We start from the raw sequence: 18779 nt of genomic DNA, 5'->3' as shown, positions 1-18779 counted from the left end.
AACAGGAAGGTCAGGTGGCCGCCGGTCTTTGACCCGGCGTGCAATTCCGACCCCGGGCGAGAACGCCGCCGACGCCCTGTACCGGAGTCCGGCCGAGAGACCGGTCGTCCGGTGACTTTTTTTATTCCTGTCCTGTTTCATAGCGACGTTTTTCGTCGTCCGCGACGCCTGCAGGACACTTCACCGACGTCCCCGACGACGCTGCCGGAACAGGGGCGACCGCGTCCCCCACTCCCTCCCGCACCACGATCTCCCGCGTCCTCCCCTGCCCTTTCTTCCTCTGCCGCGTCGCCACCAGGTGCAACGCCTCCAGCCTCTTCAGGCGTTCAAAAAACATCGTGTAACTCATCGGCTCGATTGCGGAGACGGCCTCGTACACCCGGCCCGAGGTCGTCTCCTCCCCTCTCTCCGCCATGCCGGCGAGCACGGAGAGCACCGTCCTCTCCAGGGGGGCGAGGGCCTCCACGCCGGCGGCGAGGCGGGCGTGCCTGGCGACTGCGAACGCCGCCTCCACATCGGCGGCCTCGACCGCCGTCCTCCCCGCCCTCTCGGCGTGGAGCACCGCCTCCTTCAGCAGGCGGAGGCCGACCCGCGAGTCCCCGCAGGCCACCGTCCGCCCGACGACGAGGTCCAGGGCCGCCGGCGGCACGACGCCCGGGTACACCCCGGCCCGCAGGCGGTCGGCGAGGATGCCCCGCACCTCCTCTGCGGTGTATGGGGGGAAGAGGATCTCCGAGGCCTGGAGCACCGAGCGGGTGGCCGGGTCGAGGGCACGGGAGAGGTCGGTGTCGGGCGACGAGTCGGTCATGACCACGCCGGTCCGGGCTCCGGGGCAACTTTCGTGGAGGCGGAGGATGCGGGCGAGCACGTCGTTCAGCACTCCCTTCGGGGCGAGGTAGTTGGCGTCGTCCAGGCAGACGACGAGGACCGCCCCCCGCCCGGCAAGGGTGTGGCCGACCCCGGAGAGGACCCGCTGGCTGGAGGCGCCGTGGGTGGGCGGCGGGTGGCCGAAGAGGGAGGTGAAGAGGCGGGTGAAGACGGCGTGCGCCGTCCTCTCGGCCTGGCAGGAGACGAGCACCGGCACGACCCGGCGGGTCGTCTCCTCGATCTCGGCGAAGAGGAGTCTGACCGCGGTGGTCTTGCCGGTGCCGGGCGTGCCGCGGAGCACGGTGTTCAGCGGCCGGGTGCCGCGGAGGGCGGGCCGCAGGGCGAAGGCGAGGTCTTCGAGTTGTGTGTCGCGGTGGTTGAAGACCTCGGGGAGGCGGTCGGCCTCGAAGAGGTCGGGGTCGCGAAAGAGCGTCTGGTCGGCCATGAGGGGGCGGTGCGTCATGGGTGAGGGGTGGCGGCCGGGGTATATAGGGGTGAGGCGTGTGGGGGCCGAAAGTTGAAAGTGGGGGATGGGGATCATCCCCACCCACACACTCTCTTCTGCCTGCGGAAAAAGTCCCCTCAGATATTTTCCTTTAACCTCTCACTCAGTGGGACAATCTGGATTTGCTTTGCCCTTTTATCACTCGATCTTTTAATAAATCCACAACCTGGCCGGGCATTTAACAGAACCTGTTTGTCTGCCCAGTTATTTTTTGCAATATAACTTGCATCTTTTATCAGATTCTGCTTCAGGGTAATTATCGTGCCTGCATTTGAGAGAAGGACTTCATTAAAGTCACTCGCTCTCTGAGATGCTAATATAACACCGATACCATACTTCCTTGCCTCTCGAAAGAGCGTATCAAGCGGAGATCCAGGATAAACCATCCTGTGAGCTTCATCTAAAACACAGTACAACCGTAATTTTTTGGACTTCTCAAGGTGATATGAGTACTGAATTAATTTATTGATCATCAGATCCGCAACAATTTGTTTCACGTCATCGCTCGGGGCATTTTTTAATTGAAAAACTGTTGATAAAGTAAGAAGCGATTCGAAGTTAATGGTGTCTCCCGTAGCCTGAAATAGTTCATAATCGAAGAGAATGTCCAGTTTTATTTTCAGGCTGTTTACGGTACGTTGATCAGAGGATGCCAGGTCAATATAATCCTTAAAGTCAGAGAAGGGAAGCAGAGAAATGTCCTCTGTAATCGGTTCACTGAGATCAGCGATCCCTGAATCTTTGTAGAACAACCTCATTGCTTCCCGCAATGTCCCTTCCTGAATGATAGTGATCTCTTGGAACGTATGCCTGATGATCGACGACACCTTATAGACGACATCTTTTGGTTTTTCGCCAATAAGGATCTGGAGAGGATGAATCCGAATTTTATCTTCATTGACAATATGCGATCCAAAGCCAAGATAATCATCGTGAAAATCAAAGATTAACAGGGGAACATTCTGACGATTCAGTTCCTCACAGATCACTTTCAGCGTTTCTGTTTTTCCCGAACCAGATGCCCCTGATATCACCATATGGGGATTTTGTTCTGATTCAGGGGTCCAGAAGACTTTTTGATCCCACGTATTCAGTTCGTCCAATTTTCCAAGCCAGATTTTTGCAGTCACGGGTCTTGCTCCAGGTAGTTGATGTAGGGTATTCTTCGGTCAGCAGTCAAACTCTTTTAAATATTCTATTTCTGCCTTCTTTAGTCACTTTTATAGATTTATCGAGATATTCGACCACTTCAAGACTGTTTTTTATCCTGCTTACGAAAAAATCCCTATCATCACGATTATTTCTGATATTCCGGTCTTCGATCAGAGTATAGATCTTTTGAAAGCGTTTTGAATAATCAAGATCGTCCACGATATCATTTATGACGACCTTTTCACCGACAGGATAACGTTTTACAAAGTCTCGAAGATACTCGATCTCCTCCTTTATGTATGGAATGAGGCTTCCCCGGAAGTGATTCAGCTTTATCGTAAAGTATAATCTTTTATTTTCGAAAAACAATGTGTCCTCTCGGATTTTTCTGACATATCTGATACCTGCATAGATATCAGTGTCATCTGCGTGCTGATCTTTTCGCACCTTTCTGGAAAAGATAATGCCCCTTCCAACTTTATCGAGGGACAAACTGTTGAGGGCTGTCAGGACATAGCATGAATTTAGCACCAACAGATAGAGCGGATCATCCCTCAATTTTTCAGTCCGGTTCAATGTCAATGCCTCTGAGACCCTTTCTGATGAAAAGGTGTGACCTGACATCGCATCCATCAGCTGGTTTAATGAAAAGGATTTAAGGGACTTTGTATGTGAGATGAAGTCGGCAATTTCTTCGACTTCTTCTTTCATGGCGATGTTTAGCCGGGTGATCTCTTTAAATCCGGTTGATATGAGGTAGAGATCCCCATAGTCGTAACAAAAATACATATTCTTTCTTGATTGTATGCTCCCGAGAAACTGCATATTGCAAAACAACTCATCGGGATCGATTTTATGAATGGACCAATACCTCTCAAGAAAAGTATCCCAGGTCTCTTTTTTTCGTGTGTTCTCTTTGTTTTCAGTAACGTGTTTAAAAAGATCATCGACGTTTTTGGGCATTATGACCTTTGATGGTTTAGAAGGACACATGAAAGGTGCTTATCGAGTGAATACATAATATTGTCGTTTTGATCGTGTTTTTGTCGAATTAAATTATTTTAATGTCTTCTATTTTTAGACAATCCATCAGAGAATCTCGAATTCGTACCCTCCACAAAAGATTCACCCCCACCCCATCACCTTCACGACGACGGCGACGATGCCGCCGACGACGCCCCCGGCCCCGGCGGCGATCTGCCTCTCCCTCTTCTCCTCGCCGACCGTCTCGCTCTTCCAGTTCTCCAGGTCCCGCAGCCTCCCCTCCATCTCCGCGTCCCTCTCCTCCATCCTCCGCAGAGTCCGGCAGATCCACTTCACGTCCCGGTTCGTCTCGACGATCTTTTCCCGCAGGTTCTCGGCCATCGCCATCTCCCGAACACAGAATGGCGGTTAAGGCAGATTAATATTACTTGTAGTAATATTGGGATGTGCCTGCGACGGACCCGGGACCTCCAGGCAGGAGACACGAAACATGGCAGACTTTACCCTGTCCACCACGAACAAGACGTCGGTGCGGAAACTTGCCGCCCCGATCGCCGATGCTGCCGCCTTCAACGGCATCATCCAGGACATCCTGACGAACAACCCCTGGGGCTGCACGTCCTGGGAGGGGGCGGGCGAGTCCCACGACCCGGTCGAGAAGGCCAGCGAGGCCTACACGGCGCGGGTCATGTACGAGAACACCCTCGGCCGCGTCGTCGGCACCGCCGCGGCCCGCGCCCCGACCCTCGCCGGTTTCAACGCGGCGAAGACCGAGATCCTCGGGAACACTGCACTGGAGACCGCCATCGGCGGCTCCCCGGTCGCGGACCCGGACAGCGAGACCTACGCCTGCCGCCTCCGCTGCCACGCGGCGAACGGCGAGGTGTACTCCGTCGCCTTCACCCGCACCTCGGTGCGGGTCTCGTCCTACGAGGACGATGCCGTCCTCGCCACGGTCGAGACCTGGGCCGACAGCGTGCCGGCGCTGAACTGAGAGAGGGATCACCCCCCTCTCCCGGTCTCGTTATTCTGGGTTCTATTCCCCCTTTCACCGCCCTCCTCTCCGGCGCGAAACAGCGTTCGGAAAAATGCCGAAAAACGACGGCTCACTCTTTCCTGTACACCTCGCCTTTGCAGACGCGGCAGGGGGGAAGGGTGTCGGTGTCGTCGTTGAGACGGACGACCTCGTTGTCATACAGGCAGACATATCCGCCCTTGCCGGATTTTTCGCCACATGTGTATGGCATACATAATACGGCAATTTCTGATCTTTTTCACTCTTTTTCCGTGAGAATTGTAAGAGGGATCCGCCGTGCCTCCCTCGCCATCCCCCCTGCTCGGTGCAAACGACGCGGGAAATAAATCTGTGAATAAAATATATGCGATATATTTATTATCCAAAATTTGCATGGTGGGGGTGGTGAGAAGTTATGATGTTTGTGATCACCCTTGTCCATCCTCCCGAGTTGTGTCTTGCACGGAATGAATTCAATGCTGAAGCCAAGCGCTGGATCGACGGAATGAATGACCTGGCAAAGAAACTGAACATAAGGATTCACGGAGCATATTCCTGCCCAAGCGAACACACATTCTATTTCATTCTTGAATCAGATGATGTCAAAACGATAACTGCATTCTTCTCCGGTATAATGCTCACAAATCATAAGGGGCGGATTTCTTCTGTCATTTCGCTCAAAGAAGCATCTGATACCCTTATTAAATGAACCAGATAATTTTTCCTGAATGAGGCCGAAAAAACCATACCTTCATTTTTCTTCCTCGCCAAGATCCACCGGCATGATCCCGGCAATCGTCATCGCAGGCACCCACTCCGGCTGCGGCAAGACCACCCTCGCGTGCGGCGTCATGGCGGCGCTGCGGGCGCGGGGCCTCGTCGTCCAGCCCTTCAAGGTCGGCCCGGACTTCATCGACCCCTCCCACCACACCGCGATCTGCGGCCGCCCCTGCAGGAACCTCGACCCCTTCATGATGGGGGAGGACGGCGTGGTGCGGACCTTCGCATCGGCATCGGCAGGCGCGGACATCGCCGTCATCGAGGGCGTGATGGGACTCTACGACGGCCTGGAGGGCGGCGACCTCGGCTCCACCGCGCACGTGGCGAAGGCCCTCGGCGCACCCGTCGTCCTGGTCGCCGACGTCGGCGGCATGTCAAGGAGCGCCCACGCCCTCGTCCGCGGCTACACCTCCTTCGACCCCGCGGTGCGTTTCGCCGGCGTGATCTTCAACAGGGTCGGGAGCACGCGCCACAGGCAGATGATCGAGGAAGGACTCTCTGTCCCGGCCCTGGGCTGGGTGCCGACAGAGAAGGCGAAGGCCGTCTCCAGCCGCCACCTCGGCCTTGCGATGGCCGGAGAGGCGAGCATGGCCGCCTTCGGTGCGGTCTGCGAGGAACACTGCGACCTCGACGCCCTCATCGCCGCGGCCACATCGGCCCCCGCGGCCGTCCCGGCCCCGGCCGCCGCCGGCGACTCCCCCCGCGTCCGCCTCGGCGTGGCGCGTGACGCCGCCTTCTGCTTCTACTACCAGGACAACCTCGACCTCCTGCGGCAGGCCGGTGCCGACCTGGTCTTCTTCTCCCCTCTCGCCGACCCCCTCCCCGACGTCGACGGCCTGTACCTCGGCGGCGGCTACCCCGAACTCCACGCGGCGGCCCTCTCCCGCGCCCCCTGCACCCGTGCGGTCGGTGCGGCGGCGGCAGACGGGATGCCCGTCTATGCCGAGTGCGGCGGCCTCATCTACCTCTGCGAACGCCTCTCCTCCGACGCCGACTACCCGATGGCCGGCGTCCTCCCGGCCGACGCCCGGATGAACCCGCGCTTCCAGGCCCTCGGCTACGTGGAGGCAAAGAGCACCGGCACATCCCCCCTCCTCCCTGCCGGCCTCTCTTTCCGGGGGCACGAGTTCCACTACTCCTCCGTCGACCCGGCGGCCGACGCCCGCTTCGCCCTCAGCCTTGGCCGCGGCAAAGGCATCGGCGACGGGCGGGACGGCCTCTCCGAGCACGCCGTCCTTGCCGGCTACAGCCATGCCTACATGACGGAGCGCTTTGCCCGGGCCTTCTGCGCCGCCCTGGACCGGTGGCGGCGGGAAAGGTGAAAGTTTTTCCTCCCTTTTTTTTGTCCCTGTCGTGACCTCTCTTCTCCCTGTGCCGCCGCCAGAGTATTACGCAGCGATCGCATCGTGTTTATTGTTCATACGTTTCGATACATTTTTATTATTTGTGCACAGAGATGGGGATGCACTTCGGTGCAAGGGGGAAAAACTCTATGACTGAATCGGCAATCGAACAGGTAGCGGCCGGACGGGCGATGGAGACGAGGACGGTCCGCGTCAGGGAACAGGAGTACGCCCGCCTCAAGGCCCTCGGCACGGTGCGGGACTCCTTCTCCGATGTGATCGAGCGTCTGCTCGATTTCTATGAGGCCTATGACGCCGGCATCCACTCACGCGACTCATCTGACTTCGAAGGGAGGGTGGAGCTCCCGGAGAGCCCGGTTTACCGGAAAATTGCTCTCGACCTCTTCGACCGGACGCTCGCCCTGGGCGGCGGCGTCACCTTCACCGTGGGGTATGATCCTGTGGTGTCGCCGCTCAACAGAACCGGGAAAGGCCTTGTCACCTTCTACAAGGAAGGACGACGGTTCTGTCTCTTCAGGGTGGGAAAAGAACGCCTCTGGCTCTACTTCCCGACCGAAAAGGAGGAGACGGAACTGGAGGGCTGGGAACTTGTGCAGAACATATTCCTGGACAACTTCCTTGAGGACGGGGGGATGCAGCTCATTCAGCGGCAATACCAGCTGGCATAGGTGGCACGTCCTTTGTGTGGGGATCTCAGGAACACCACCGGGACCCCTTTTTTGATACCCTATACTATTCATGCGACCCCTCCCCCGACTGAGGTCGGGGACGTCCGGATCTTTTTGACCTGTCGGGTGGTTCCGGCAGGACCGAAAAAAAGAGAAATTATTTCTTTGCCGTCCCCTGCTTCTTGACGCCCTCGATCGCCGCCTTCACCTTCGCCGGGTCGCCGAGGTAGTAGTGGCGCAGGGGCGTCAGGTCGTCGTCGAGTTCGTAGACGAGAGGGATGCCTGTCGGGATGTTCAGTTGCGCGATCTCGTCGTCGGGGATGGCGTCGAGGTGCTTCACCAGGGCCCGGAGAGAGTTCCCGTGGGCGGCGATGAGCACCCTCTTCCCCGCCTTCAGGGCCGGGACGATCTCTTTCTCCCAGTACGGGAGGAAACGCCCGACCGTGTCCTTCAGGCACTCGGTCCCCGTGGCCGCGGCCTCAGGGATCGCCGCGTACCGGCGGTCGTGGACCGGGTGGCGTTCGTCGTCCCGTTCGAGCGCCGGCGGCTGCGTCGCATAACTCCGCCGCCAGATGAAGACCTGCTCGTCGCCGAACTTCGCTGCCATCTCGGCCTTGTTCAGGCCCTGGAGGGCGCCGTAGTGGCGCTCGTTCAGCCGCCAGGAGCGCGTCACCGGGATCCACATCAGGTCGGTCTCGTCGAGGACGATCCAGAGTGTGCGGATCGCCCTCTTCAGGACCGAGGTGAAGGCGCAGTCGAAGGTGTAGCCCTCCTCCCGCAGGACGCGGCCAGCCTCGTGCGCCTCCTCCACCCCTTTTTCCGAGAGGTCGACGTCGGTCCACCCGGTGAACCGGTTTTCCCTGTTCCAGACACTCTCACCATGCCGTAATAGGACGAGTTTGATCATGACCATTCCTCGAAGTGTTCTCTTCTACTGGTTTACGGGGCTGCCTCTTATTGGTGACGCTTCCCGTGTCCCGGCAAAAGTAAGCCTTAACACCTTCGCGCCCCCATTTTCAGGCATGACACGTCCGACGCTCCAGGTGGCGCTCGATATCCTCGAACTGCACCGGGCCGCCCTGATCGCGAGGGAAGCGGTTGCGGGCGGCGCCGACTGGATCGAGGTGGGCACCCCTCTGATCAAGAGCGAGGGGATGGCGGCGGTGCGCGAACTCCGCAGCGCCTTCCCCCACCAGGTGATCGTCGCGGACATGAAGATCGCCGACACCGGCACGCTGGAGGTCGAGATGGCGGCCAAGGCCGGGGCGAACATCGTCTGCGTCCTCGCCGACGCCGACGACTCGGTCATCGCCGAGTGCGTCCGGGCCGCACGCCTGTACGGCGTGAAGATCATGGCCGACCTGATCCATGTCGCCGACCCCGTGGGGCGGGCGAAGGACCTCGAAGTCCTCGGCGTCGACATCGTCAACGCCCACGTCGGGATCGACCAGCAGATGCTCGGCAAAAGTTCCGTCGACCTCCTCCGCACCCTTGCCGGGTCGGTCTCCCTCCCCCTCGCGGTGGCCGGCGGCCTCGACGCCGCGACCGCGGCCGAGTGCGTGCGTGCCGGTGCCGAGATCGTCATCGTCGGCGGCTGGATCGTCAAGTCCGGGGACGTCGAAGGATCGGCACGGACGATCCGGGCGGCCCTGGACGACCCCTCCCTCGCCCCCGCGAAGAGGGCCTCCCCTGACGAGGAGATCAGGGCGATCCTGATGCAGGTCTCGGCCCCGAACGTCACCGACGCCATGCACCGGAAAGGTGCGATGAACGGCCTCGTCCCCCTCACCAGGGGCGTGAAGGCCGTCGGCCCCGCGGTGACGGTCCAGACCTTCGCGGGCGACTGGGCCAAACCCGTGGAGGCGATCGACCTCTGCAGACCCGGCGACGTCCTGGTGATCAACAACGACGGCCGGACCCATGTCGCCCCCTGGGGCGAACTCGCCACCCACTCGGCACAGAACCGGGGCGTCACCGGCGTCATCATCGACGGCGCCGTCCGCGACGTCGACGACATCAGGGCGATGCAGTACCCCCTCTTCGCCCGCGCCTGCGTCCCGAACGCCGGGGAGGCGAAGGGCTTCGGCGAGATCAACGCCGAGATCGCCTGCTGCGGCCAGCAGGTCAGGCCGGGCGACTGGATCATCGCGGACGAGAGCGGCGCCGTCGTCATCCCGAAGGAGCGGGCCTACGAGATCGCCCGCCGCGCCCTCGAGGTGAAGAAGATGGAGGAGCGGGTGCGGGCGGAGATCGCACGCGGGAGCACCCTCGCGCAGGTGCAGGAACTGTATAAGTGGGAGAAGAAGTGAAAAAGTCCCGCCCCCCTAATTTTCGGTGATAGTCTCCATCCTTTTCTGTCGACATTCTTTTTCCTGGCAGACCTGCGCACACTCCCGCATAATACATATTGCACTTTAAGTAATAGGTCGTGTGAAAAAAGAACGATTATATGTGAATGCCTCCCACCTGATTAACCGGTATTATGCATTCCAATATCTCAAATATGATTTTTCATACTCCCCTCAGAAAATTCAGGGGATTTCATGCCTTCCTGGCAGTCCTCTGCCTGCTGTCTGTCGTCCCTCTGGTCCAGGGCTCGGGCTTCGGCGGCGAGGTCGTGCCCGACGCGTCCCTGTACGAACCCGACACCGTCATCGTACGGTTTGCCGACGGGGCAGGAGACGGCCCGGCCCTCTGTTCGGCATCGGCAAACGCCCACGCCGCCCTCGGTGCGGACGTGGCCGAGGACCTGAGCGACCTCGTCCCCGGCATGCAGGTCGTGGAACTTCCCGACGGCGTCTCCGTCGACGAGGCCGTCGCCTACTACACCGGTCTCTCCAGTGTCGAATATGCCGAGCCGAACTATTACGTGCACGCCCTGAAAGAACCGGACGATCCCTACTTCGAGAAGTTGTGGGGCATGAAGAACACCGGCCAGGTCCTGCAGGACGGCCAGAGCTTCGATGGCATGCTGGCCTACTACAATAACCAGGCCGGGACGCCGGGCGCCGACATGAGCGTCCCCGCCGCCTGGAACATCACCACCGGGTCGTCCGACGTTACAATCGCGGTCGTCGACAGCGGGGTCATGTACACCCACGCCGACCTTGCGGCGAACATCTGGACAAACGCCGGGGAGATCCCGGGCAACGGTATCGACGACGACGGCAACGGCTATGTCGACGATATCCGCGGCTGGGACTTTGTCGACTCTGACAACGACCCGATGGACTTCAACGGGCACGGGACCCACTGTGCCGGTACCATTGCCGGCGTCGGGAACGACACCGCCGGCGTTGTCGGCGTGATGTGGGAGGCGAAGGTCATGCCCGTCCGTGTGCTCGACACGCAGGGGTACGGCACGGTCTATCACTCCATCGCCGCCATCAAGTACGCGACCGCGATGGGGGCCGACGTCATCAGTTGTTCGTTCGGCGGTGCCGAAGGGAGCGAGGCGTACAGGGATGCGATCCGGGCCTCGTCGGCGCTGGTCGTCTGCGCCGCGGGCAATGACGGCACCGACAACGACGCCTTCCCGATGTACCCGGCGAACTACAACAGCCCGAACGTGCTCTCCGTCGCCGCACTCGACAACAGGGACGACCCTGCCATCTTCTCTAATTACGGCAAGATCAGCGTCCATGTCGCGGCGCCGGGCGTCGGCATCCTCTCCACCGTCCCCGTATGGTCCGCGGCATATCAGGACGATATCACCGAGTCGTCGGCGGCCGCCTGGAATGTGCTCTCCTATCTGGAGAGCGACAACTGGAGCGGGGGGTACATGGGCGGGACGGACAGGTACGCCCTGGGCGTCTCCGGCGTGAACGTGTCGTTGACGTACTCCGACACGCCGTTCACCGACCTCGAGGACACCGCGCTGGAGTTCGTCACCGCGTACGCCCTCAGGGAGGGGACGGACAAACTTCAGGTCCTTGTCTCCACCACCGACTTCAGAAATTATCCGTCCTATGACGACATGATCCACAATGAGAGTTGTTACATCGCCGACGTCGTCACCGGGAGTTCGCACGGGAAGATCGTCTCCCGGGTCGTCGGTCTGGACAGGTATGGCACGATGCTCGTCGGCGACCCCCTGTACATCGGGTACCTGTATTATTCCAAAAACCCGGGCAGTTTTGCCTGGCTGGACAGTTTCACGATCACCCGCTATACAGACCCCGAAGAGGGGTATGCGTTCTACAGCGGCACGTCCATGGCGACGCCCATGGTCTCGGGGACTGCGGGGCTGATCAAGTCGGTGAACCGGAGTCTGACCGCGGAAGAGACCAGACAGATCCTGATCGACTCGGTGGACAGGATCCCCTCTCTTGACGGGAAAATATCCTCAGGCGGGAGGGTCAACGCCTCCCGTGCCGTCCTGATGGCACGGGCGACCCTGCCGTCGATAACGACGCCGGACCTCAATGGCAACGGTGTCGAGGCCGACATCGGGGATGTCGCCTATGTGTACAGCTGTGCACGGGACGCGGCCTCCGAACCCGACCTCCGTGCCGATTATGCCGAACCCTACGGTGTCGTCGACCTCGCGGATGCGACGTACATCTCTGACCTGTATGTGGGCGTGGTGGTGCCGCCAGGCAGGTAAAACCGGTGGCGCGGCAGGGGCCGCGCACTCTTTTTTTTCGGCACGGTACTGATCCGCCGCCTCAGCCAGACTCTTCGCCGCACATAATTATTTTAAACGTTTTATTCGTGCTTTCTTTCTTCGACAGTCCTGGTATGGCGTAATATGTTTTCCTCGGGTCACGGATACGTGATTTGAAACTATACATTATATATCGAACCGCGTGTTACCTTTATCATGAAAATTATTATCTGGTTACACGGTTGCCCGTTCGGGTGATATCGTGTACCCTGTACGACGGATCGTGGTTCGATGAAAACTATGCGATGGATGGTGCTGCTCATTGTGGCGGCAATGGTACTCTGCTGCATGCCCGGTGCGGCGGCAGAAGGAATGCAGGGAAACGAGAACGCATCGGGCGCCGGAATCCCTGGCGAAGATACAGACATCGTCGGGACCGTCACTCCCGGCGGCAATGACACGGAAATAACATCTGAGGACGGCATCTCGGCCCTCGCCGTCACCCCGTCAGATATCACGCAGGAAGCATTCGTGGACGGCGTCTGCACGATCACCGTCCCCGGCACGTACACCCTGCAGGAGGACGTCTCCGGGACGTTCCAGGTCGCGGTCGACGGGAGCGTTGTGCTGAACGGCAACGGGCATATCCTCAGGCCCGACCCCGACCATGCCGCCGGCCAGACATACGGCGTGCAGGTCACGGACGGCACGGGCAGTGCGACCATCGAGAACTTCGGGAACATCACCGGGTTTCGCGGCCCTGGCATCCGCTCCGAAGCATTCCGGACCACCACGATCCGCAACAACGTCGTTTACGGCTGCGGCGACGAACCCATCACCTCCCTGAAGAGCACCGAGTGCCAGGGCATCTACGCGGCGTCCCAGAAGGTCGTCGTCACCTCGAACACGGTGACTGACTGCGGCAACCCCGCGATCAGCACGACCCCGGGGCCGGGAAGTTACGGGATACTGGCCATGGGCTATGACGGCAGCGTCTCGGACAACACCGTGACCAGGTGCGCTCAGATCGCCGAGAGCCGCGACGGGCGCACGGGGTCGTACGGCATCTATGTGAAGACCGGCCTCGTCGTCTCCGGCAACACGGTCACCGACTGCGGCAAGGTCACCACCTCGGGCGCGGAGGAGGTCTCCGGCACCGGCATCTTTGCCCAGGGCGGCATCATCTCCGGCAACACGGTCACCGACTGCGGCAAGACCGTCGGCGCCGGCGGCGAGAACATCGGGAACGGCATCTTCGGGATGGCCGGCACGACGATCGAGAAGAACACCGTCACCGACAGCGGTTTCAGCAACGGAGAGAGCGACCTCTCGTTCGGTTTCGGCATCAGGACTGAAGACGGGTCTGTCAGGGACAACGTCGTCACCGGGTGCGGTCGGGAGAGTCCCATGGGCTACGGCATCCAGTCTGTCGCCGGCGCCGAGGTCACGGGCAACCGCGTCTCCGACTCGGGCATCGACTGCGTCAAAGGCGGCTGCGGCATCTTCCTGAGCGGAGGGTTCTCCGACCTGACTCTCGCCGACAACCAGGTCTCCGGCTGCGGCGTCTCCGCGGCCGAGGGCTATGGCATCGTTGCCATGAATTCAGGGTCAAAGACTGGTTCGAAGAGCGTCATCAGGAACAACACGATCGCCGGCACGAGCGCCACCGCAGGCCTGAGACTGAACTCGGTATCGGCCCTCACCATGACGGAGAACCGCATCAGTGCCGACGGCCCGGCACTCTCCCTCACCGGCGGCCAGATCGGGTCGTCCCGGATCTACAACAACGCCTTCAACACCTCGTCTTACGTCCACCCCGACGTCACGACGGCGGCAATCGAGAAGTACGCGTGGAATGCGGAGACCCCGGTCTTTGCGAGAAACATTGTCGGCGGGGAATGGACCGCGGGCAACTGGTGGGGTTCGACCGACGGCGCGAGCGGGTACTCTGATGCCCACTCCTCGGTCAAGGGCTTCGGCAAGGAGGCATTCGAGGTCGTCGCCGGGTCGGGCGTGTACGACACCATGCCCCTCTGCGGCATCTCGGAGTCGGGCGGCGGCGAGTTGAAGATCACGGGAGGAAGCGGCTACACGTACGACCGGGCCACCATGACCTACACGATCACCGCGCCCGGCGAGTACTGGTTCACCGGCTCTGCCCATGTCAAACCGGTGATCATCGCCTCGGACGACGTCACGCTGGACGGCGGATACCTCACCATGTATGTCGGCGCGAAGACACCGGGCAAGACCGGCATCTTCGCCGAAGGCCGGTCGAATATCGTCGTTAAAAACTGCCAGGTCAAAAACGGCGATGTCGGCATCAATGTCACCGGGACGGAGATCGTCATCGCAGGGAACACCGTCACAGGCAGCGCCCTGTACGGCATATACACCGGCGCGGCGACCGTCACCGACAACCCGGTGACCGCGAAGGCGGTCGGCATCAGGGGAAGCGGCACCATCTCCCGCAACACGGTCGAAGCCCCGACAGGCATCGAGGTCGCCCGCGACGCGGAGGCCGTCTCCGTCGCGTCGAACACGGTGACAGCGACGGCCACCGGCATCGCCGTTCCGTCCGCGTGGACGGGCACGGCGACGCTCGCCGGAAACATTGTCCGGTCGGAGGCGACGGCCCTCGCCGTCGATGGCGGGAGCGGTCAGGTCTACAACAACCTCTTCTGTGCCCCGACCTATGTCGCCGGCACGGCGCCCGCCTCCTACACCTGGAACATCGCCCCGACCGATATGTCGGGACGGAACATCGTCCTCGGGAAGTATATCGCGGGGAACTACTGGACGAACGCGACCGGCACCGGGTGGTCGGACACCGCCGTCTCGGAGACCGGGTACTCGCGGACTCCCTTCGCGGTGGCCGACGGCGCCTATGACAGGGCCCCGCTGTGCAGCGTGGGTATGCCGCCTGTCACCGGCGTGGAACTGACAGAGGCCGGAGAGGCCGGGTACGCGTATGCCAGCGGCAAGTACACCATCACGGCCCCGGGCTACTACTACTTCGCAGCCCAGCCCCACATCGTCAGCATCGAGAGCGACAACGTTGTCATGGACGGGCGCGACGTCCTGCTCACCGCCGACACCAGGAGCACGGTCGTCTCGACAAAGGCCCGGACAGAGTACAGGAACATTACCGTCAAAAACTGCTACATCGACGGCGGGTACATCGGCATCAGGGTGGAGGGGACTGAGGGGACTGATGTCTCCGTCCTCGACTGCACGCTGAAGAATACGAAATCGTACGGCATCTATGTCAAAAACGGCGTTGCCGATGGGAACGTCCTGACGAACTGCGCCTACGGCGGCATCGGGTACCAGTCCATCATTGCCTACGACCATGCCCGCGTGACGAACAACATCGTCTCCGGCGCCACCAAAAGCAGCATCTACTACTCCAACACTCTCTCCGACGGTGCCGGCGGCGCCGAGATCGCCGGCAACAGGGTTATGGACGGCAGGGGAGACGGCATCTCCGTCACCGGGAAGGACGGCACCACCACCGTCACCGGCAATACCGTGACCGCCATGCGGCACGCCGGCATCTCCGTCACGCCCGGGACGAACAATCCCGATATCGCGGGCGCCACCGTCCGCGTGCTCGACAACACCGTGACCGGCTGCGAGGTCGGCATCGATTCGACTGTCAAGACTCTTGAACTGACCCGCGGCAACACTGTTACGGACTGCGGCACCGGCATCTCGGGCGACGGCGAGATCGCCGGGAACACGGTCAGGGAGTGCATGGTCGGCATCGCCGTCCCTGCGGGCGCTTCCCGTCCGGCAGAGATCACCCGGAACAGGGTTGTCAGCGTCGGCGGGTGTGCGGTCGAGGCCGACGGCGGCAGCGGTTCCGTCTATGACAACGTCTTCTCCACGGATACCTACGTCTCCGGCATCGCCGCATCGGCCTATGCCTGGAACATCACGCCCGAAGAGGGAGAAAACATCGTCGGCGGCGGTGTCCGCGCCGGCAACTGGTGGGGTTCCCCCGACGGCGCGAGCGGCTACTCGGAGACGAACCATGCGGTCAACGGATATCTCGGCGTGGACCCGGCAAACCGCTACGAACCTGCACCCGGCGCCTGCGACTACTATCCCCTCGTGCAGACCACCGACCTCGTCCTCGACCCCGCCCTCCGCGTTGCGGACGGTGACGTGGTCATCGGCATGCCCGCGGTCTTCGCCGCGGAGTCTGCCGGCACCGGCCTTGACTGGTGCGGTGCGTGGACCTGGACCTTCACCGATGCCTCCGGCACCGCGACGCTGTCCTTCGCCTCTGCTGCGATGGAGGCGGAACACACTTTCACGCGTTTCGGCCCTGCGAATGTAACCCTGACCGTCGCCGACAGGGACGGCCAGACAATCGGCACCGCCCGCTGGGCGGGCACCGTGGCCTGTCTGCCCCTGAAGATCGGGATCGACGACATTGAAGACGGTGCGGCTTTCACCGTCACCACCAGCGCCACATTCCGGGCCGACGTCCCCGACCTGGATGACCCGGAAAATGCAACCTATCTCTGGGAGTTTGTCGGTGACGACGTCGGCACGTTCTCCTCCAGCGATACCCCGGAGACGACCGTCACCTTTGCACGGCCCGGCATCTGCGGTATCAGACTCACCGTGACCCCCGGCGGTGTCGATGCGGAGACGTATCCTTCCGATTTTGTCGTCTGCACCGCAGTCGTGACTGCCACGCCCTCCGTTCCGACGCCCCCCGCACCCCAAAACCCGGTCAGGCCGACGATCGAGTCGGGTTCCCCTGATGTTTCGGCAATCGTCCCGGAGATCTGTGTCGACCGGCAGGATGTCGACGGAGATGCCAGGTTCAATGTTACGGTCGTGACCCCGGCGAGCGGGGATGTCCCGACCTTTGTCGCGGGCATGGGCAGGCCTGAAGATGCGTTCTTCTCCCTCGACATCACGCCGGAGAACCTGAAGGACGCGAAGAAACTCAATTTCAGTGCGGTGCTGACCGTCTGCATCCCGACGAGCACGGTCCCGGAGGACGAGAAGTACAACATGAGAGTGTACCGGTACAACACCGTCACCGCGGCATGGGAGGCGCTGCCGACCGTCTGGGTGAAGACCGAGGCTGGCTATCACCACTATGAGGTGAAGACGCCGGGCTTCTCCGTCTTCACGGCCGTGCGTGCCATCCCGAAGGCCATGCCGCCCACTCCGGCGACCCCGTCGTCCCCTGTCGGTTCCTCCGGGAGCGGCGGGAAGAGCGACCTTGTTGCGGCCGTCTGTGACGGCGACGGCGTCGCCCACTTCAAGGGCGTCGTGCGGGACGTTTCCCCGGGTTCAGGCGCCGCGGGCGCTCTCGTCGTCGTCGACGAGGACGCCGGGGTCAGGCCGGCACAGGCGTTCTACCGGGCCTTCACGGTCACCGTCAAACGCGTCTCCGTCGAGAACGGCATCGACATCACCTTCTGCGTGCCGACCGCCGCCTGCACCGGCGCCGGGTACACGAAGGACGATGTCGCCCTCGCCTTCCTGGCGGGAGGGAACTGGACCGTCCAGTCCACCCGTTGTCTCGGCGAGGAGGGAGGCATGACCTCGTACGCGGCGCACATCCCCGCGGCAGGCACATGCGCAATCGTGTACGGGAAGGAGGTAACCGCGGGCAGCGGTTCGGCGGCGGTCGACACCCCGACGCCGACGGTCGCGCCCACAGGGGCGCCGACGACCGACGCACCCGTTGCCTCCGCCACGACCACGCCCGCACAGAGTCCGGGCTTCGGCACCCTCGCCGCCCTCGCGGGCGCGGCTGCTGCAGTCGCCCTCTCGGGACGCAGGGACTGATCCGGCGGGGGAAAATGACAGCACACCAGAATGACGAGCACCGGGTTTCCGATCAGGAAACCCTCTCTTTTGTGCGAGGAGTACGGCACATGACACCGACAAAGATATGCCTGCTGTCGGTCTGCGTCCTGGCGATGGTCTGCGGCGTGGCCTGCGCGGCAGATATTGCAGTACAGGAATCGATGGTCGAGACCGGCGAGGGGGCGTTCACGATCGCCGCCTCCGACCTGGACGCGGTCGAAGGGGTCGGGTTCAGGCTTTCATACGACCCCGACTACCTGGAGATCACCGGGGTGACGAACATCTCTGCGGGGTACGTGAACCACCATGCGCACGACGGCACCCTCTCGGTGGCGCTCATCTTCCCGGAGGCCCTGACGGCGACCGCTGAAGAACCTCTCGTCTCGGTCGCGTATGTCACCCGGTCGGATGAACCCGGATCTGTCAGGATGACGCTGCACGACTCCGAGTACAGCGTCGGCTACCAGAACCTGGCCTTCGCCCACGAAACCTGCGACACCCTCTCCTTCAGGAAGATGGTGGCCGACACGGTGAAAGACGGCACCTGGAGCGCACTGACCCCTGCTGGTCTCAGGTACGAGGTTGTGCCGGGCGCGACTATCCGGGCCCCGTCTCTCTCCCGCGGTGAGAGGTCGGTCCTCCTGGGCGACCTGGCGGTGAGAAAGTATGCCGGGGGATCGTGGACCGACGTGCCACGGTCGAATGTCAGTGTCGCCGGCGACGGCAGAGTTACGATCTCGGGAAACCCGGGCGCCGCCGCAAAACTCGACCTGGCCTTTACCGGGAGGGTCATCGGCGATGCGAACGGCAACGGTGTCGCGAACTCCGCGGATGCACGCGATGGTGCACGACACCTGGCGCATCTGTCGGCCCTCGATGAAACGGGCGTCTTCTACGGCGACGTGAACGGCGACGGCGTCCTTGACGAGGGCGACGTGCGTGAAATGGCCGGATATGCCGTCGGTCTCCTGGACGAACATTTCCAGCAGAGGTGAAG

At 61.5% G+C, this 18779-nt stretch carries 14 protein-coding genes; 8 read left to right on the top strand and 6 right to left on the bottom strand.

The features are described from left to right. Nucleotides 1-121 precede the first annotated feature (121 nt). The 4 genes from BP869_RS03395 to BP869_RS03380 all read right to left on the bottom strand — a co-directional run bounded on the left by BP869_RS03395 (nt 122) and on the right by BP869_RS03380 (nt 3895). Nucleotides 122-1330 (bottom strand): ORC1-type DNA replication protein, encoded by a 1209-nt coding sequence (locus tag BP869_RS03395; RefSeq protein WP_342676893.1) that lies wholly within the window; start codon nt 1328-1330, stop codon nt 122-124. A 119-nt stretch (nt 1331-1449) separates the two neighbouring features. Then, nucleotides 1450-2502, bottom strand: coding sequence for an ATP-binding protein (locus BP869_RS03390; RefSeq protein ID WP_342676890.1), 1053 nt, complete (start codon nt 2500-2502; stop codon nt 1450-1452). A gap of 46 nt (nt 2503-2548) precedes the next feature. Further along, entirely contained in the window at nt 2549-3487 is a 939-nt protein-coding gene (locus BP869_RS03385; RefSeq protein ID WP_342676888.1) for a hypothetical protein, read from the bottom strand. A gap of 162 nt (nt 3488-3649) precedes the next feature. Next, nucleotides 3650-3895: a hypothetical protein gene (locus BP869_RS03380; protein WP_394339010.1), complete on the bottom strand. Its 246-nt coding sequence runs from the start codon at nt 3893-3895 to the stop codon at nt 3650-3652. Between the two features lie 103 nt (nt 3896-3998). Between BP869_RS03380 and BP869_RS03375 the strand changes: the two genes are divergently transcribed. Next, nucleotides 3999-4502 carry a hypothetical protein gene (locus BP869_RS03375; protein WP_342676884.1) on the top strand — a complete coding sequence of 168 codons (504 nt, stop codon included), beginning with the start codon at nt 3999-4001 and terminating at the stop codon, nt 4500-4502. Between the two features lie 112 nt (nt 4503-4614). Here BP869_RS03375 and BP869_RS03370 read toward each other — a convergent pair whose 3' ends face one another. Beyond that, the gene (locus tag BP869_RS03370; RefSeq protein WP_342676882.1) at nt 4615-4755 is read right to left on the bottom strand and encodes a hypothetical protein; all 141 of its coding nucleotides are present in this window, start codon (nt 4753-4755) and stop codon (nt 4615-4617) included. Between the two features lie 183 nt (nt 4756-4938). Here BP869_RS03370 and BP869_RS03365 point away from each other — a divergent pair, with 183 nt between their 5' ends. The 3 genes from BP869_RS03365 (at nt 4939) to BP869_RS03355 (ending at nt 7335) form a co-directional block, all read left to right on the top strand. Next, nucleotides 4939-5232, top strand: a complete 294-nt coding sequence (locus BP869_RS03365) for a hypothetical protein (protein WP_300165410.1) — start codon at nt 4939-4941, stop codon at nt 5230-5232. Between the two features lie 73 nt (nt 5233-5305). Continuing rightward, entirely contained in the window at nt 5306-6625 is a 1320-nt protein-coding gene (locus BP869_RS03360) for a cobyrinate a,c-diamide synthase (protein WP_342676880.1), read from the top strand. Nucleotides 6626-6795: 170 nt separating this feature from the next. Next, nucleotides 6796-7335: a hypothetical protein gene (locus BP869_RS03355; RefSeq protein WP_153015953.1), complete on the top strand. Its 540-nt coding sequence runs from the start codon at nt 6796-6798 to the stop codon at nt 7333-7335. Nucleotides 7336-7492: 157 nt separating this feature from the next. Here the strand turns inward: BP869_RS03355 and gpmA are convergent, their stop codons facing one another. After that, a complete protein-coding gene (gpmA, locus tag BP869_RS03350; RefSeq protein WP_342676878.1) occupies nt 7493-8242 on the bottom strand; it encodes a 2,3-diphosphoglycerate-dependent phosphoglycerate mutase in 750 nt (249 codons plus the stop codon). Between the two features lie 115 nt (nt 8243-8357). On the opposite strand from gpmA, the gene BP869_RS03345 reads away from it, so the two are divergent. From BP869_RS03345 to BP869_RS03330, 4 genes are all read left to right on the top strand, one after another. Then, complete coding sequence (locus BP869_RS03345; RefSeq protein ID WP_342676876.1) at nt 8358-9644, top strand: bifunctional hexulose-6-phosphate synthase/ribonuclease regulator; 1287 nt, start codon at nt 8358-8360, stop codon at nt 9642-9644. Nucleotides 9645-9838: 194 nt separating this feature from the next. After that, a complete protein-coding gene (locus BP869_RS03340; RefSeq protein WP_342676874.1) occupies nt 9839-11941 on the top strand; it encodes a S8 family serine peptidase in 2103 nt (700 codons plus the stop codon). Between the two features lie 291 nt (nt 11942-12232). Continuing rightward, nucleotides 12233-17761 (top strand): NosD domain-containing protein, encoded by a 5529-nt coding sequence (locus tag BP869_RS03335; protein WP_342676872.1) that lies wholly within the window; start codon nt 12233-12235, stop codon nt 17759-17761. Nucleotides 17762-17850: 89 nt separating this feature from the next. After that, the gene (locus tag BP869_RS03330) at nt 17851-18777 is read left to right on the top strand and encodes a dockerin type I repeat-containing protein (protein ID WP_342676870.1); all 927 of its coding nucleotides are present in this window, start codon (nt 17851-17853) and stop codon (nt 18775-18777) included. Nucleotides 18778-18779: the final 2 nt, after the last annotated feature.

The organism is Methanofollis sp. UBA420 (assembly GCF_002498315.1).
In the GTDB taxonomy this organism is placed as follows: Archaea; Halobacteriota; Methanomicrobia; order Methanomicrobiales; family Methanofollaceae; genus Methanofollis.
The sequence above is the reverse complement of the archived record's forward strand: the minus strand, read 5'-3'. Positions and strand labels throughout refer to the sequence as shown.

Bases quoted from the DNA above. Each gene is read 5' to 3' on its own strand.
- BP869_RS03395 (WP_342676893.1), bottom strand. From the start codon at position 1,330: ATGACGCACCGCCCCCTCATGGCCGACCAGACGCTCTTTCGCGACCCC.
- BP869_RS03385 (WP_342676888.1), bottom strand. From the start codon at position 3,487: ATGCCCAAAAACGTCGATGATCTTTTTAAACACGTTACTGAAAACAAA.
- BP869_RS03380 (WP_394339010.1), bottom strand. From the start codon at position 3,895: ATGGCGATGGCCGAGAACCTGCGGGAAAAGATCGTCGAGACGAACCGG.
- BP869_RS03375 (WP_342676884.1), top strand. From the start codon at position 3,999: ATGGCAGACTTTACCCTGTCCACCACGAACAAGACGTCGGTGCGGAAA.
- BP869_RS03370 (WP_342676882.1), bottom strand. From the start codon at position 4,755: ATGCCATACACATGTGGCGAAAAATCCGGCAAGGGCGGATATGTCTGC.
- BP869_RS03365 (WP_300165410.1), top strand. From the start codon at position 4,939: ATGATGTTTGTGATCACCCTTGTCCATCCTCCCGAGTTGTGTCTTGCA.
- BP869_RS03360 (WP_342676880.1), top strand. From the start codon at position 5,306: ATGATCCCGGCAATCGTCATCGCAGGCACCCACTCCGGCTGCGGCAAG.
- BP869_RS03355 (WP_153015953.1), top strand. From the start codon at position 6,796: ATGACTGAATCGGCAATCGAACAGGTAGCGGCCGGACGGGCGATGGAG.
- gpmA (WP_342676878.1), bottom strand. From the start codon at position 8,242: ATGATCAAACTCGTCCTATTACGGCATGGTGAGAGTGTCTGGAACAGG.
- BP869_RS03345 (WP_342676876.1), top strand. From the start codon at position 8,358: ATGACACGTCCGACGCTCCAGGTGGCGCTCGATATCCTCGAACTGCAC.
- BP869_RS03340 (WP_342676874.1), top strand. From the start codon at position 9,839: ATGATTTTTCATACTCCCCTCAGAAAATTCAGGGGATTTCATGCCTTC.
- BP869_RS03335 (WP_342676872.1), top strand. From the start codon at position 12,233: ATGAAAACTATGCGATGGATGGTGCTGCTCATTGTGGCGGCAATGGTA.
- BP869_RS03330 (WP_342676870.1), top strand. From the start codon at position 17,851: ATGACACCGACAAAGATATGCCTGCTGTCGGTCTGCGTCCTGGCGATG.